This window comes from Microbacterium sp. Z12_35 (genome assembly GCF_058310475.1).
This window is the reverse complement of the sequence record NZ_JBZEGJ010000001.1, coordinates 19,592-34,995: the sequence shown is the minus strand read 5'-3', so window position 1 is coordinate 34,995 and position 15,404 is coordinate 19,592. Positions and strand designations below refer to the sequence as shown.

General features: G+C 69.6%; 16 protein-coding genes. 7 read left to right on the top strand and 9 right to left on the bottom strand.

Annotated features, from left to right (window positions below):
* Positions 1–58 precede the first annotated feature (58 nt).
* Both ispD and AC4FS1_RS00200 read right to left on the bottom strand, forming a co-directional pair.
* Positions 59–1,258 carry a 2-C-methyl-D-erythritol 4-phosphate cytidylyltransferase gene (gene ispD, locus AC4FS1_RS00205; RefSeq protein ID WP_491151631.1) on the bottom strand — a complete coding sequence of 400 codons (1,200 nt, stop codon included), beginning with the start codon at positions 1,256–1,258 and terminating at the stop codon, positions 59–61.
* 23 nt (positions 1,259–1,281) lie between these two features.
* On the bottom strand, positions 1,282–1,764 hold the full coding sequence (locus AC4FS1_RS00200) for a CarD family transcriptional regulator (RefSeq protein ID WP_491151630.1): 483 nt from the start codon (positions 1,762–1,764) through the stop codon (positions 1,282–1,284).
* Positions 1,765–1,919: 155 nt separating this feature from the next.
* Between AC4FS1_RS00200 and AC4FS1_RS00195 the strand changes: the two genes are divergently transcribed.
* Complete coding sequence (locus AC4FS1_RS00195; RefSeq protein ID WP_491151628.1) at positions 1,920–2,399, top strand: DNA modification methylase; 480 nt, start codon at positions 1,920–1,922, stop codon at positions 2,397–2,399.
* A gap of 26 nt (positions 2,400–2,425) precedes the next feature.
* Here AC4FS1_RS00195 and AC4FS1_RS00190 read toward each other — a convergent pair whose 3' ends face one another.
* Positions 2,426–3,112: a response regulator gene (locus AC4FS1_RS00190; protein ID WP_491151626.1), complete on the bottom strand. Its 687-nt coding sequence runs from the start codon at positions 3,110–3,112 to the stop codon at positions 2,426–2,428.
* Positions 3,109–4,329, bottom strand: a complete 1,221-nt coding sequence (locus AC4FS1_RS00185; protein WP_491151625.1) for a sensor histidine kinase — start codon at positions 4,327–4,329, stop codon at positions 3,109–3,111. Before AC4FS1_RS00185 ends, AC4FS1_RS00190 begins: the two co-directional genes overlap by 4 nt.
* 170 nt (positions 4,330–4,499) lie before the next feature.
* Between AC4FS1_RS00185 and phoU the strand changes: the two genes are divergently transcribed.
* Positions 4,500–5,180 (top strand): phosphate signaling complex protein PhoU, encoded by a 681-nt coding sequence (gene phoU, locus AC4FS1_RS00180; RefSeq protein WP_491151623.1) that lies wholly within the window; start codon positions 4,500–4,502, stop codon positions 5,178–5,180.
* A 4-nt stretch (positions 5,181–5,184) separates the two neighbouring features.
* Here the strand turns inward: phoU and AC4FS1_RS00175 are convergent, their stop codons facing one another.
* A complete protein-coding gene (locus tag AC4FS1_RS00175; protein WP_491151621.1) occupies positions 5,185–5,937 on the bottom strand; it encodes a phosphoglyceromutase in 753 nt (250 codons plus the stop codon).
* Between the two features lie 70 nt (positions 5,938–6,007).
* On the opposite strand from AC4FS1_RS00175, the gene AC4FS1_RS00170 reads away from it, so the two are divergent.
* Positions 6,008–6,811 (top strand): class I SAM-dependent methyltransferase, encoded by an 804-nt coding sequence (locus AC4FS1_RS00170; RefSeq protein WP_491151620.1) that lies wholly within the window; start codon positions 6,008–6,010, stop codon positions 6,809–6,811.
* A gap of 15 nt (positions 6,812–6,826) precedes the next feature.
* On the opposite strand, the gene ygfZ is transcribed toward AC4FS1_RS00170, so the two are convergent.
* From ygfZ to AC4FS1_RS00155, 3 genes are all read right to left on the bottom strand, one after another.
* A complete protein-coding gene (ygfZ, locus tag AC4FS1_RS00165; protein ID WP_491151618.1) occupies positions 6,827–7,930 on the bottom strand; it encodes a CAF17-like 4Fe-4S cluster assembly/insertion protein YgfZ in 1,104 nt (367 codons plus the stop codon).
* A complete protein-coding gene (locus AC4FS1_RS00160) occupies positions 7,930–8,529 on the bottom strand; it encodes a heme-binding beta-barrel domain-containing protein (RefSeq protein WP_491151616.1) in 600 nt (199 codons plus the stop codon). Before AC4FS1_RS00160 ends, ygfZ begins: the two co-directional genes overlap by 1 nt.
* Positions 8,530–9,372: 843 nt before the next feature.
* The gene (locus tag AC4FS1_RS00155; protein WP_491151614.1) at positions 9,373–9,663 is read right to left on the bottom strand and encodes a hypothetical protein; all 291 of its coding nucleotides are present in this window, start codon (positions 9,661–9,663) and stop codon (positions 9,373–9,375) included.
* A 113-nt stretch (positions 9,664–9,776) separates the two neighbouring features.
* Here AC4FS1_RS00155 and AC4FS1_RS00150 point away from each other — a divergent pair, with 113 nt between their 5' ends.
* From AC4FS1_RS00150 to AC4FS1_RS00140, 3 genes are all read left to right on the top strand, one after another.
* Positions 9,777–10,472 (top strand): winged helix-turn-helix domain-containing protein, encoded by a 696-nt coding sequence (locus tag AC4FS1_RS00150; RefSeq protein ID WP_491151612.1) that lies wholly within the window; start codon positions 9,777–9,779, stop codon positions 10,470–10,472.
* 66 nt (positions 10,473–10,538) lie between these two features.
* Positions 10,539–12,707: an RNA degradosome polyphosphate kinase gene (locus AC4FS1_RS00145; RefSeq protein WP_491151611.1), complete on the top strand. Its 2,169-nt coding sequence runs from the start codon at positions 10,539–10,541 to the stop codon at positions 12,705–12,707.
* Complete coding sequence (locus AC4FS1_RS00140) at positions 12,704–13,642, top strand: NUDIX hydrolase (RefSeq protein WP_491151610.1); 939 nt, start codon at positions 12,704–12,706, stop codon at positions 13,640–13,642. Before AC4FS1_RS00145 ends, AC4FS1_RS00140 begins: the two co-directional genes overlap by 4 nt.
* Here AC4FS1_RS00140 and AC4FS1_RS00135 read toward each other — a convergent pair.
* Positions 13,528–14,046, bottom strand: coding sequence for a hypothetical protein (locus AC4FS1_RS00135; protein WP_491151609.1), 519 nt, complete (start codon positions 14,044–14,046; stop codon positions 13,528–13,530). The genes AC4FS1_RS00140 and AC4FS1_RS00135 overlap by 115 nt on opposite strands.
* A 182-nt stretch (positions 14,047–14,228) precedes the next feature.
* Between AC4FS1_RS00135 and AC4FS1_RS00130 the strand changes: the two genes are divergently transcribed.
* Positions 14,229–15,329 (top strand): phosphate ABC transporter substrate-binding protein PstS, encoded by a 1,101-nt coding sequence (locus AC4FS1_RS00130; protein ID WP_491151608.1) that lies wholly within the window; start codon positions 14,229–14,231, stop codon positions 15,327–15,329.
* Positions 15,330–15,404 lie beyond the last annotated feature (75 nt).

The following is a 15,404-nucleotide window of genomic DNA, read 5'->3' as shown; positions in this document are numbered from 1 at the left end:
GTCGCACCCTGTTTCGGCCGAGAAGTCGTTTCTCGGCGGTGGGGCGACTCAGGGGGACTCAGGCGGGGAAGAGCAGCGCGGTCGCGAAAGCCGCGACTCCCTCGCCGCGACCCGCGAAGCCGAGGCCATCCGTCGTCGTGGCGCTCACCGAGACGGGCACCCCGCCGAGGGCTTTGGACAGGGCCGCCTCCGCCTCGGCGCGGCGCGACGCGAAACGAGGACGCGTCGACTGGAACTGCACCGAGACGTTGCCGACGCGCCATCCCGCCTCGCCCACGATCGCCACGGTGCGCGCGAGGAACGCCTCGGCGTGAGCTCCGGCGAACTCCGGGCGATCGGTGCCGAAGTGCGCGCCGATGTCGCCCTGCCCCGCGGCCGACAGAATCGCGTCGACGATCGCATGAGCGACGACGTCGCCGTCGGAGTGGCCGGACAACCCGGGCTCCCCGGGCCATTCCAGCCCCGCGAGCCACAACGCCCCGGCGCCGCCGAACGCGTGCACGTCGGTGCCGACACCCACCCGCGGCATCGACTGCAGGCGTTCCAGCGCCACGTGGGTGAGGTGGGACGGCGCGACCAGGCCGCGGGCGCGTTCCAGGTCTTCCGGCGTCGTGATCTTGAACGCACGCGGGTCGCCGGCCACCACCGCGACGGGATGGCCGGCTGCCGCGACGAGCGCCGCGTCGTCGGTGAAGTCCTTCGCGGCCACCGCGTACGCGGCATCCAGCACGACCCGCGAGAATCCCTGCGGAGTCTGGGCCGCGGCCAGCTCCGACCGGTCGACGACGGAGACCACCTCGACGCCCCGAACGCGCTTGAGCGTGTCGACGACGGGGATGACAGGCACGACGGCAGGAAGCCCGTCGGCCAGGGCGTCCAGCACACGGACGAACACATCGGGCGGCGTGAGTGCGCGGGCGGCGTCGTGCACGAGCACGAAGTCGACATCGGCCCACACCGCTGCCAGGCCGGCAGCGACGGACTCCTGGCGCGTACCGCCGCCGATCACGACGGAGGCGAGGTCTCGGGCGTCACCGGATGCGGCGAGCACCTCGGTCAGCGCATCGCCTTCGCGCCCCGCGGGAGCGACGACGATGACCTGTGCCGAGGGTGCCGCGAAGACGTTGTCCAAGGCATGGCGCAGCACCGTGTGTTCATCGATGCCGACGAGTGCCTTCGGAGTTCCAGCGCCCAGGCGGGTGCCGGACCCGGCAGCGACGACGACGATAGCGACACGGGGAACGGGCGTGATGCTCACGCTCCCACGCTACTGCGGCAGCGTCAGGAAGCGAGGACCTCGTCGAGGACGACGCCGGCGCGCTCCTCGTCGGTCTTCTCCGCCAGCGCGAGCTCGGACACGAGGATCTGCCGCGCCTTGGCGAGCATGCGCTTCTCGCCCGCGGACAGGCCGCGGTCCTGGTCACGACGCCACAGGTCGCGGACGACCTCGCTGACCTTGATGACATCGCCGGAAGCGAGCTTCTCGAGGTTGGCCTTGTAGCGGCGCGACCAGTTCGTGGGCTCTTCCGTAAAGGGAGCACGCAGCACCTCGAAGACCTTGTCCAGGCCTTCCTTGCCGATCACGTCGCGGACGCCGACCAGGTCTACGTTATCCGCGGGTACCTCGATGACGAGGTCTCCCTGGGTGACGTTGAGCTTCAGGTACTTCTTCGTCTCGCCCTTGATGATGCGATCCTTGACCTCGATGATCGTGGCCGCTCCATGATGGGGGTACACGACGGTCTCGCCAACCTCAAAAAGCATGCAGTTATGTCCTTTCGGCAACGTCTAGGATACCACAGCCTCACTTGCGATAAGGTTCTCCGCCCCCGGTCGCGCCGTCCCCGCGGGGGGCGTGGAACCGCGCAGCGGACCCCGTAGAATGCTGGGGAAGCTCGTCTGCTCCACCGGGAGGAACTGTGAACTCGCGCCTTATCGCGTCTGCCGCCTTGGGCGCCGCCATTCTTCTGGGAACGACGGGTTGCAACCTCGTCGCCACGCAGGCGACCACTCTGCAGTATTCGCCGGCTGACGGCGTCAACATCCCCGACTCCGGGCCCCTGAAGGTTCGCAACGTCCTCATCGTCAGCGAGGGCGAGGGCGAAGAGGGCAACATGATCGCGGCCATCGTCAACGATACGGACGAGGCGCAGACGCTGAACATCGAGCTCGGCGAGGGCGCGTCCGCACAGAAGGCGACGGTGCGCGTTCCGGCCAAGTCGTCCCTGAGCCTCGGCAACCCCGCCGACGACACGGAGCCGTTGCCCCTCGATGCGGTCGACGGCCCTCCGGGCTCCACGGTTCCGGTGTACTTCCAGTCCGGTGACGCCGAAGGTGTCCTGTTCCAGGTGCCCGTGCTGGACGGCGAGCTGGACTACTACAACGAGCTGCTCCCCTGACCTGACCGGCGTAGCGCCGCGAGGCCTCAGGCCTCGAAGCGGTAGCCGAGCCCTCGCACCGTGACCAGCATGCTCGGATCACTCGGGCGGGTCTCGATCCGTGAGCGGATGCGTTTGATGTGCACGTCAAGCGTCTTGGTGTCGCCGAAGTAATCCGTGCCCCACACCCGGTCGATGAGCTGCCCACGCGTCAGCACGCGGCCGGCGTTGCGCATGAGCACTTCGAGCAGCTCGAATTCCTTCAGCGGCATGCTGATCTCGCTGCCGTCCACCGCCACCGTGTGCCGGTCGAGGTCCAGGGTCACCCGCCCTCCCTGGAGGATGCGGTCATCCAGGTCTGCCGACTCCGCCTGGGCGTATCGGCGCAGGACCGCCCGCATCCGTGCCAGCAGCTCGCGCGAGGAGTACGGCTTCGTGACGTAATCATCGGCCCCGAGCTCGAGCCCGACCACGATGTCCACCTCCGAGTCCTTGGCGGTGAGCATGATGATCGGCACGCTGGAACTCGCCCGCAGCCGGCGGCACACCTCGGTGCCCGGCATCCCCGGAAGCATCAGGTCGAGAAGGACGATGTCGGCGCCCCGCTCACGGAAAGCGGCGAGCGCGACCGCGCCGTCACCGGCGATCTCGACCTCGTACCCTTCCCGGCGCAGAAGATAGGCCAGCGGGTCGGCGAGGTCGGGCTCGTCCTCGACGATCAGGACTCGGGTCATGTCGGCTCCCCTTTCACGGGTGTAGAACGCGGCGCAGCGGCCGCGCTCTTGCGGCTCTTGCGGCGGGACTTCGGTCGTGCGGGCTCGTGCTCGGGCGGAGCCGAGACGGGGAGCCGGATGGTGAACGTCGATCCGCGGCCAGGCCGAGACCACAGGCGCACTTCGCCGCCATGCCGCTGCACGGCATGCTTGACGATCGCCAGTCCCAGTCCCGATCCTCCGGTGCTGCGCGAGCGGGCCTGGTCGGCGCGATAGAAACGTTCGAACACCCGCTGCTGCTCGGCCTCGGGGATGCCGATGCCTCGGTCGGTCACGGCGATCTCGACGATCCCCTCGACATCTTTCACGCCGACCCCGACGCTCGAGCCGGCGGGCGAGTACGCCACCGCGTTGGCGATCAGGTTGCCGACCGCTTCGGTGAGCACCTGCGCGTCACCGCGCACGTACAACCCGCGGGTTCCGCCACGCACCAGGGTGACCGACGCCGAATCGGCCTGCATGGCGTGCGCCTCGACCGCCGAAGTGACCACCTCGTCCACCGACACATCCCGCATCTCTTTCAGCTCGTCCGTGGCCTGGAGGCGCGACAAGCTCATGATGCGGGAGGTGAGCGCGCCCAGCCGAGCCGCCTCCGCGGTCAACCGGGCGGCGAAGATCCGCACCTGGGCCGGGTCATCCGCCGCCGACTCGACGGCCTCCGCGAGAAGGCTCACCGCACCGACGGGTGTCTTCAGTTCGTGGCTGGTGTTCGCCACGAAGTCGCGGCGCATCTCTTCGACCCGTTCCCGCTCGGTGATGTCGCGAAGAACGACGAGGGTCAACCGGGGAGAGATGCTCGTGGCCCGCACCGCGACCAGACGCGGCTCGGCAGGGGCGGCGCCACGGCGGAGGCGGAGGGTCTCCACGACGGGAGCCCCGGTCTCGCGCGCCGCGCGGGCTACCCTCCGGAGGTCCTCACCCGGGATGACCGCGCCCGTGTGCATGCCGAACACCTCGGCGGGGGTGGACGCAGCCAGCACCGTGGAGGATGTGTCCGACACGAAGGCGGGGTCATCCATGGCGCTCAGCACCTCCGCGACGCCTTCCGGCACCTCCGAGGATGTCTGCTCCCGCTGGCGATCACGGATGCGGAGTGCATAGGCGATGAGGAGGACGACGGAGCCGCCGACGACCACTCCGACGAGGAGGGCCAGCAGCACCAGCTGCGTTCGATCCATGCGTCCCAGAGTACGTGCGCACGTCGGCTCTCCCACCCTGTCGTCCGCAGCGGGCCGCGGGCCGGGGGATACTATTCACTCGCACGGCACCGTCCGTTCACCTTCGCTCACGACAATCGCGAAGGTCGTGGCATGGGTGTGCCGTGCCTCGAATCAGGAAGGTTGCTGCGATGCGCGAAGTTTTCCATCAGTCGCTCCAGGACGTGCAGAACCGTCTCGTCGAGATCGCCGAGCTGGTCACGGTCGCGATCGACGGGGCCACCCGCGCGTTCTCGACGAGCGATGTGGCCCTGGCCGAGGAGGTCATCGAGAACGATCGCGTCATCGACGAAAAGGCGGTCGCGCTCGACGAATTGGCGATCGAGATCCTCGCCCGCCAGCAGCCCGTCGCCCGTGACCTGCGGATCGTCGTCACGGCCCTGCGCGTCAGCGCATCGCTCGAACGGATGGGTGACATGGCCGAGCACATCGCTCAGCTCGCGCGCTCCCGCTTCCCCGAGCGGGCGATCCCCAAGGGCCTGAAGAGCACCTTCAAGCGGATGGGGGAGCTCGACGTGTCGGTGGCTCGCAAGCTCACCGAGCTCCTGCGCACCGAAGACCTGCGCCTGGCGGAGGAGATCCGGAACGACGACGACTCGATCGACGAGCTGCACGTCAGCGTGTTCGAGAAGGTCCTCGGCGACAACTGGAAGGGCGAGGCCATGGCCACCGTCGACGCGACGCTGGCCAGCCGTTACCACGAGCGTTTCGCCGACCACGCCGAGTCGGTCGCGAAGAAGGTCGTCTACCTCGCCACGGGCGACTGGACCGCCGACCACCACCTCTCGGTGGAGGCGGCGATCGCCGAGTAGGTCGTCAGCCCTTCTTACCCTGCGCTGCCACGGCGGCGGCACCGGCGGCCGCAGCATCCGGGTCGAGGTACTCCCCCGGACCCTGCGGGGTGAGGTCTTCGTTGAGGCGGTATACGAGCGGGATGCCCGTGGGGATGTTCAGCTCAGCGATCGCCTCGTCGCTGATGCCCTCGAGGTGCTTCACCAGGCCGCGCAGGGAGTTGCCGTGCGCCGTGACGAGCACGGTCTTGCCGGCGCGGAGGTCGGGGACGATCTCCCCCTCCCAGTACGGGAGCAGCCGATCGATCACGAGCTTCAACGATTCGGTGTCCGGAATCTCACCGTCGATCCCGACGTAGCGCGGGTCGCCGACCTGGCTGAACTCGTCGTCGGCGGGCAGGGGCGGCGGTGGCACGTCGAACGAGCGACGCCACAGCTGGAACTGTTCCGGCCCGAATTCCTCGAGGGTCTGCGCCTTGTCCTTGCCCTGCAGAGCGCCGTAGTGGCGCTCGTTCAGCCGCCACGAGCGCTTGACGGGAATCCACAGGCGATCCGCCGCGTCCAGCGCGAGGTCGGCCGTCTGGATCGCCCGGCTGAGAACGGACGTGTGCAGCACATCCGGGGTCAGGCCCGACTCGGCGATGAGCTCGCCACCGCGGGTCGCCTCGGCCTTGCCCTTCGCCGTCAGCCGCACATCGACCCATCCCGTGAAGAGATTGAGTTCGTTCCACTCGCTCTGGCCGTGACGGAGGAGGATCAGCGTGTAGGGCGCGGTCATGGCGCCATCCTAATCGAGCGACGATCCCGATACGGGGCTCGTGCCCGGGTAGCGCTGGCATCATGGGCGCATGCGTGCGTCGGTGGTGGGTCAAGTCACGCGCGGCACGACCGGCACCAATCGGCTCCGACGCGTCGACCGCTGGATCGCCCGCCACCCCGCGCTGCGCCGGGCGGAGCATCCCCTCGTCGTCGACCTCGGTTTCGGCGCGAGCGCCGTGACCACGCTCGAACTCCACGCGCGACTGGCCCGCGTGCGACCGGATGTCGACGTCGTCGGGTTGGAGATCGATCCCGAGCGTGTCGAGCGGGCCCGCGAGCAGCTTCGGGGGGCTCCGGCGAAGACCCGGGAGCACGTTTCTTTCTCGCGCGGCGGATTCGAGGTGCCCCTTCCGGGCGGACGCCGACCGGTGATCCTGCGCGCCATGAACGTCCTCCGCCAATACGACGAGGCCGATGTCGCGCCGGCGTGGGGGCGGATGGCGGCACGCCTCTCGCCCGATGGCGTCCTGGTCGAGGGCACGTGTGACGAACTCGGGAGGATCGTCACGTGGGTGGAGGTCGGCCCGGATGCCGCGCCCCGGACGCTGACGATCTCCCTGCGCCTGACGGGCCTGGAATCTCCCGCCGTGGCCGCCGAACGCCTGCCGAAGGCGCTCATCCACCGCAACGTCGCCGGCGAGCGCATCCACGCCTTCCTCGCTGCCCTCGAGAGCGAGTGGCAGCGGGCAGCTGTCGTGGCGCCGTTCGGCCCCGTGCATCGGTGGCGCACCGCTCTCGACGCCCTGGTCCAGGCGGGATGGCCGCTGCTCGGACGGGCTCGGTGGCGCCTGGGCGAGGTGACCGTTCCGTGGGACGCGGTCGCACCCGCGTGACGCCGCCGTCGGGGTTCAGCTCGCGGCGGTGCGGCGCCCCAGGCGCGGGATGCGGGGAACGGATGCGGTCGCCCCGGCGTCGGCGGGAACCACGACCTGCTGCGCGGCGGCGACGGGACCCTGGGCGGTGTCGACCACGAGGTCGACGTCCATCGGCGCGGTGCGCTTGATCAGGGCGAGGGCGATCGGGCCGTCTTCGTAGTGCCACGCCGCGGAGGTGATCGCCCCGACGACGGCGTCACCGGCGCGCACAGCATCCCCGCGTTCGGGCAGCACGCTGTCGCTGCCGTCCAGCTGCAGCGCCACCACACGACGGGGCGGGTGGCCGAGATTGTGGACCTTCGCGACCGTCTCCTGCCCGCGGTAGCAGCCCTTGGACAGGTGGACCGCGGTGCGCAGCCAGTCCAGCTCGTGCGGCAGCACGCGCTCATCCGCGTCTGCCGCGAGGCGAGGACGCCAGGCGTGGATGCGCAGGGCATCCGCAGCATCCAGCCCGGCAATGCTGCCGGGCGCGGATCCGGCCGCGGTGATCAGACGCGCGAGCTCGGCCCGCTCCACGACGGCCTCCGCCCAATCGCGATCGGCCCCGGGGTGATCGGTGAGGTCCGCGTACGCGTGACCGCCGGGGGCGACGTTCGGCCAGGGGTCGCGCCAGACCACGGGAACGCCCGCGGGCGCCACGGCGGCGACGGCGTCGAGCGCCCGGGCCGTGCCGCCCACCACCGCCAGGTCATCGGAACGGTCGGTCACCTCCACCCGGAGGCGGAACCGCATGCGCAGGAGCCAGGCGAGCAGCCCCTCGCGATCCGCAGCATCCACCAGCAGCCACGTCGTCTCGCCGTCATCGAGGACCGCGGCCGCGTGTTCGACATGGCCCTGCGGGTCGAGGATCAGCAGCTCGGTCGAGACGCCGGCGGGGAGATGCGTCAGCGCTTGCGACGACAGCGAGTCGAGCCAGCTCAGGCGATCGACGCCGGCGACGGTGAGGATGCGGCGATCCCCCAGCGGGGCGAGCGCCCGGCCATCGGCGAGGGCACGCTGCTCGGCGAGCGGATTGCCGACGTGGCGCAGGCCGCGCTCGTCGCTGACGGCGCCCGGAACGTTCGAGTAGTCGGTCATCAGTCCGCCCGTGCCAGACGGGCCGAGGCATGCGACGTCAGCTCGGAGCCGAGCGCCGCGATGTCCCACGCCCACAGAAGGTGGTTGTCGACGAGGCCGTACATGCGCGTGGCAGCGGTGTACGCCTTCGCGCCGGCGGTACGCACGACCGCGTCGGTGGCGATGTCGATCCTCGGCCCTCGCACCTGGCCGAGGTAGAGCTCGCTGATGCCGTCCGCGTGGACGAGCGTCACTTCGATGTCGAAGCCGCCGGCATCGTTGCGGAGGCTCTCGACGTCATCGACCGTGCGCGCGGGCCCCGCGATGAGAGCCGGCAGCAGGCCGGGGCCGGCATCTGCGGACGTGGCCGGGCGACTGAGACGCCAGTACCCCACCTCGGCGACGAGGGGCGACGGCTCGTCGCCACCGAGGAGCCACGCGTTGGCCGAGTAGTTCAGGTACGGCCCACCGTCGTGGCTGAAGCTCACGCGGTGGGAGAACTCCCCGGTGAAGTGATAATCGCCCGCCGTGTAGTCGATGACACCCGTGCCCTCCCACACGCCGACGAGCCACGACAGTGGCGCAAGGTCGGCGGGAAGGTCAGTCGGCAGCTCGAACACGACGCCGCCGTCAGCGCTGGCCGCGGTACAGGTTCTTGACGACGACGCCCGACACGAACACGATCGCAAGCGAGGCGAGGCCCAACAGCCCTACGAAGAACAGTTCGAGCGCGACGAGATCCATAGCGCTACTTTATCCCACCCCTCCCCCGCGCCGGGCGGTGCCGTCGCGTCCTCGCCCCGGGTTCCGGACGCGGGGCATCCCGACCCCGGACGCTGAGCGAGCGCAGCGAGACGAAGCGCCCCACGCGCGCGGGGACGACCCTTCGTCTCGTCGCTACGCTCCTCGCTCAGGGTCCGGGGGCCGCACCCCCGGATGACCCCGGACGCTGAGCGAGCGCAGCGAGACGAAGCGCCCCACGAGCCACACCCGGGGGACCCTTCGTCTCGTCGCTACGCTCCTCGCTCAGGGCCCGGGGGGGCCGAGCCGCCGAGGAGCGGCGCACCCCGGAGGACCCCGGACGCTGAGCGAGCGCAGCGAGACGAAGCGCCCCACGCACAACACGGGACGACCCTTCGTCTCGTCGCTCCGCTCCTCGCTCAGGGCCCGGGAGAAAGCGAGCCGCCGAGGAGCGGGCATCCCGGCCCGGACGCTGAGCGAGCGCAGCGAGACGAAGCGTCCCACGCGCCACACCCGGGGGACCCTTCGTCTCGTCGCTCCGCTCCTCGCTCAGGGCCCGGGCGCCACACCCCCGGAGAAGCGGCGCATCCGGGCCCCGGACGCTGAGCGAGCGCAGCGAGACGAAGCGCCCCACGCACTACACACGGGACGACCCTTCGTCTCGTCGCTCCGCTCCTCGCTCAGGGCCCGGGAGGCCGAGGAGCGGGGCGGGATGCGGGCGGCTACCCGGGAACGACAGCGGCGAGACCGAAACCGGCGCTGATGACGGCAAGGACGAGGAGGGCGCCCAAGGCGCTCGCGGCGACGCGCACCACGAACTCCTGCGAACGGCCGTACGCCAACTGGACCGCGAACGACAGCACGATGCACGCCCCGAGGCTCACCGTCAGCCACGCCGCACGCCAGCCCTCGGGGACGAAGATCCCGATTCCGATGCCCGCGAGAGCAGCCACCAGCCATACCGCCAGCACCCCCCAGACGGTGCGGCGCGGCGCGAGCTCCGGAACGGTCATACCGGCCATTCTCGCTCAGCTCGAGCCGCCGCGCACGCAGCGCGTGGGAGGAGCCCCGACTCACCCTAAGATATGGGGGTGATGCGGCCCGCCGCATCGGGGGGAGGTCGGTGTTGGCACAGCTTCTCGTTCTGAGTTCCGCGAACGGTGGAGGCGCCGTTCTGCCCGCGCTCGAACTGCTCAGCCACCGGGTACGCCAGATCCCCGCCGAACCCGCTCAGCTCGTCAACGCACCCAGCGCCGACGTCATATTCGTCGACGCGCGCATCGACCTCGTCGGGGCGAAGTCGCTGTGCAAGATCCTCAACACGACCGGGCTCGACGCCCCGCTGCTCCTCGTCGTCACGGAGGGCGGCCTCACGGCCGTGTCCACCGACTGGGGGGTGGATGACGTCATCCTCGTCACCGCCGGACCGGCCGAGGTCGACGCCCGCGTGCGTCTCGCCATCGGCCGAATGTCGAAGGAGCAGGTGTCCACCCGCATCCAGACCTCCGGAATCACGATCGACGAGTCCTCGTACTCCGCGAAGGTCCACGGCAAGCCGCTCGACCTCACCTACAAGGAGTTCCAGCTGCTCCACTTCTTCGCCACGCACCCCTCCCGGGTGTTCACGCGGGAACAGCTTCTCAGCGAGGTGTGGGGCTACGACTACTTCGGCGGTACGCGCACCGTCGACGTGCATGTCCGCCGCCTGCGCGCCAAGCTCGGCGACCTCGAGCAGCTCATCGGCACGGTCCGCAACGTCGGCTACCGCTTCAACGTCTACGAGGACGACCAGCTGCCGACGCCTTCACCCTCTGCATCCTGAGCTCGGGACGCGAACGCGACGAGATCCATTGGCGCCGGATTTCTGTTCCCCTGCAATGATGAAGGGATGATCGAACGCGACGTGCTGGACGCCGGACTCGGCGACGCCGACGACGACGATTTCGATGAGGCAGTCGAAGCAGTCGACGCGCAGCTTCCCGAGAATCGCTACCTGGACCGCGAGCTGAGCTGGCTGGCCTTCAACCGCCGCGTGCTCGAGCTGGCGGAGGATGACCGGCTGCCGGCTCTGGAACGGGCAAACTTCCTCGCCATCTTCGCCAGCAACCTGGACGAGTTCTTCATGGTGCGCGTCGCCGGACTGAAGCGCCGCATCGTCACGGGCCTTGCCGTTCCCACCAACGTCGGTCGCGCGCCGCTGGACGTGCTCACCGATATCTCCGGCGAGGCGCATCGGCTCCAGCTGCGCCATGCGGCGGCGTGGACCGAACACGTCCGGCCCACCCTGGCCGAAGCGGGCATCGAGGTCGTCACGTGGGACGAGTTGGACGACCACGAGCGGGAGCGGCTGTCGGAGTATTTCCAGGCCCAGGTGTTCCCCGTGCTCATGCCGCTGGCGGTGGACCCGGCGCACCCGTTCCCGTACATCTCCGGGCTGTCGCTCAACCTCGCCATCCGCGTACGTAACGCCCGCTCGGGCCGCCAGGAGTTCGCGCGCCTGAAGGTACCGCCGATGCTTCCGCGGCTCGTGCAGATCCCGAGCGAGCGCGGCAAGGCGCGGTACCTGCCGCTGGAAGATCTCATCGCCAACCACCTCGGCGACCTGTTCCCGGGGATGGAGGTGCTGGATCACCACGCGTTCCGCCTCACCCGCAACGAGGACATGACGATCGAGGAGGACGAGACCGAGAACCTCATCCAAGCCCTCGAAGCCGAACTGCTGCGCCGGCGCTTCGGGCCGCCCATCCGGCTCGAGATCACCGACGACATGGATGAGGTCACCCTCGACCTGCTCTTGAGCGAGCTCGACATCACCGAGCAGGAGGTGTACCGCCTTCCCGGCCAACTCGACCTCCGCGGATTGTTCGACCTGTCGCGTATCGACCGGCCCGACCTCCGGTATCCGCCGCACGTTCCCAAGACCGCTGTGCCCTTCCAGCCGCCGGAGCAGAACCGGCGCGCCGACCTCTTCGCGGCCATCCGCCGGGCCGACGTGCTGGTGCACCACCCGTACGAGTCGTTCACCACGAGTGTGCAGGCGTTCCTCGAGCAGGCCGCCAAAGATCCGCACGTCCTCGCCATCAAGCAGACGCTGTACCGCACATCCGGTGACAGCCCGATCGTGCAGGCGCTCATCGACGCGGCCGAGTCGGGCAAGCAGGTGCTCGCGCTCGTGGAGGTGAAGGCCCGCTTCGACGAGGCGGCGAACATCGTGTGGGCGCGCAAGCTCGAGAAGGCCGGCGTGCACGTCGTGTACGGCCTCGTCGGACTCAAGACGCACTGCAAGCTCGCGCTCGTCATCCGTGAGGAAGACGGCGTCCTGCGGCATTACAGCCATGTCGGCACCGGAAACTACAACCCGAAGACCAGTCGCATCTACGAGGATTTCGGGCTGTTCACGGTCGACAACGAGGTCGGGCGCGACCTCACCCGGCTCTTCAACGAGCTCAGCGGCTACGCGATCGAGAAGAAGTTCAAGCGGCTCCTCGTCGCTCCGCTCCACCTGCGGAAGGGCCTCATCCGCCTCATCGACAAGGAGCGGCGCAACGCCCTTGCCGGAAAACCGGCCCGCGTCCGCATCAAGGTCAACTCGATGGTCGACGAGCAGATCATCGACGCCCTGTATCGCGCGAGCCAGGCGGGTGTGCCGGTGGACGTGTGGGTCCGTGGCATCTGCTCCCTCAAGCCGGGAGTCCCCGGGCTCAGCGACAACATCACGGTGCGATCCATCCTCGGTCGCTATCTCGAGCACTCCCGCATCTTCACGTTCGAGAACGGCGGAGAGCCACAGGTGTACATCGGCAGCGCCGACATGATGCACCGGAACCTCGACCGCCGCGTCGAAGCGCTCGTGCGCGTGACCGCGCCGGAGCAGGTCGTCGAACTCACCGACCTGTTCGAGCTGGCGATGAGCTCCGGCACGAGTTCGTGGCATCTGGGCTCCGACGGCGAATGGACCCGTCGCAGCAGCGGCGAAGACGGCAAGCCGCTGGTGGATCTGCAGGAGAAGACCATGGCTTCGGTGCAGCGCCGTCGCCGGGCGCGGACGGTGCGATGACGGAGAGCGCCGTCCACGCCGCCGGCGGCGTGGTGTGGCGCCTGGTCGACGGGAAACCCGTCGTTCTCCTCATCCACCGCACCAAATACCGCGACATCACGCTTCCCAAGGGCAAGGTCGACCCCGGTGAGATGCTCGCCGAGACCGCCGTGCGGGAAATCCGCGAGGAGACCGGAATCCGGGTGAGCCTCGGCGTTCCGATCGGCGTCTCCCGATACCGCCTGCCCAACTCGCGCGAGAAGATCGTGCATTACTGGGCGACCGAGGCGACGGATGCGGCGGTGCGGGAATCGTCGTTCGTCCCCAACCGCGAGATCGCCGCACTCGAGTGGACGAGCGTCAAGAAGGCGCGGGAGCGACTGAGCTACCCGGTCGACATCGAGATCCTCGACGCGTATCAGGCACTCGTAGACCAGGGGGTGACCCGCACCTTTCCTCTCGTGATCCTCCGCCACGGCAAGGCGAAGGCGCGGAGCGAGTGGAAGGGTCCGGACGCCTCACGTCCGCTCACCGCTCGCGGCCGCCGACAAGCCGACGCCATCGTCGGCCCCCTGCAGGCGTTCGGGGCCCCCAAGATCATCTCCAGCCCCGCCGAGCGGTGCATGAAGACCGTCGCCCCCCTGGCGGCGGCGGTGGGGCGGCGCATCGAGCAGAGTCCCCTGATCAGCCAGGATGCGTGGGAGGACGGCACCGCCGATGTGCGGATGGTCGTGGGTGAGCGGGTGCGCGCGCGCCGGGCCGCCGTTCTGTGCAGTCACGGGCCGGTGCTCCCCGACATCCTCAGTGAGCTGGCGCTGGCCACCGGCACCCTGGCGGGGTCTTACCTCGGGAGCGCGTCGTCGTTGGAGACGGGCGGATTCTCCGTCGCCCACTTGTCCGTCGACCATCCGGGCTCGGGCATCGTGGCCATCGAAACCCACGAGCCGAAGGTCTGAGGTCGCCGCGCAGCTTCCGGGCGGACGAGAGCCGGCAGGCCGGCGCCCCGGGCCGCGGGGACCGTCGCGACGACGGGTAGCGAGTCGGTCATCGCGGCCCGCACACGCTGCTGCGTGAGGGCGGCCCGCGCCTGCTCGCGCGCCGTGTGCGCACGCAGCTCCTCGTGCGTCGCCCGTCGGAGATCAGCGGCCGCCTTCTCCGCGGCCCTTCTGACCTGCTTCGGATGCTCCGCCACATCGTGAGCCGCCGCTGCCCACTGCGCGACCTCCGCGGCCCGACGACGCAGCGCCCGCGCCGGCTTGTCGCTGAGCCGCTTCGAGGCCTTGCGCGCCGCACGGGCGGCGTCCGCAGCATCCGCAAGCGCCTCCAGCGCACGGGTTTCCGCGGGTGATCGCTTCGCCATGGTCCCACTGTAGGAGGCGGGCCGGGTCGGAGGGCGGCACACGGTCGCGACGCGCGACAGCCGAGTGCCGTTCACCTCCCGTTCACCTGCGCTGCGCCATCGATTAAGGGGCCGTGTCTACCTTCGTGGCGAGCCCTGCACCGGGTTTTTCACACAATCCCTACTCCCGAAGGATCCACATAGTGAAGATCACTCGTTTCGCCCAGCTGGGCGCTGTCGCCGCCATCGCGGCCCTCGCCCTCGCCGGGTGTGCCGCGAACGAAGGAGGCGGCAATGGGGAGACCACCGCTGCCGATAGCGGCAGCCTCTCCGGGAACCTCGTCGGCGGTGGCGCGTCGTCGCAGGAAGTGGCCGTCCAGACTTGGAGCGCCGAGCTGCAGGGCATGAACCCCGACCTCACGATCGACTACGACCCGGCCGGTTCGGGTACCGGCCGCGAGTCGTTCCAGGCGGGCGCCTTCCAGTTCGCCGGCTCCGACCGCGCGTTCACGGCGGAGGAGATCGAGGAAGGACCGTTCGACGCATGTGTGGAGGGCTCCGACATCGTCGAGCTGCCCACGTACATCTCCCCCATCGCCGTGGTGTTCAACCTCGAGGGCGTGGACACGCTGAACCTGGATGCCGCGACCCTCGCCGGAATGTTCGCCGGGACGATCACCACGTGGGATGACGCCGCGATCGCCGCCCTGAACGACGGCGTCGAGCTGCCGGCGACGGCCATCACCCCCGTGCACCGCTCGGACGACTCGGGCACCACCGAGAACTTCACCGACTACCTCTTCCAGGCCGCTCCGGATGTCTGGACCAGCGAGCCGGACGGCGTCTGGCCGCTCGAGGGCGGCGAGGCCGCTCAGGGCACCTCAGGCGTCATCTCGGCCGTCGAGGGCGGTCAGGGCACCATCGGCTACGCCGACGCCTCCCGTGCCGCCGACCTCGGAACCGTCGCCATCCAGGTGGGCGACGAGTTCGTGGAGTACTCCCCCGAGGCCGCCGCGGCCATCGTGGACGCGTCGCCCGAGGAGGAGGGGCGCGCACCCACCGACATCGCGATCGCTCTGGACCGCACCACGACCGCGGCCGGCGTCTACCCGATCGTCCTGGTCAGCTACATGATCGGGTGCGCCGACTACGAGGACGACGCCACCGCCGAACTGGTCAAGGGCCTGTTCACGTTCGTCGCGAGCCCCGAGGGTCAGGACGCCGCCGCCGAGGCCGCGGGCAGCGCCCCCATCTCGGACACCCTGCGCGAGCAGGTGAACACCGCCATCGAGGCGATCAAGTAAGGTCGCCGAGGATGCCCGGTTCGGCTTTCCGCCGGGCCGGGCATCCGTCTGGACATCGACTCCCTTTCACAGAAT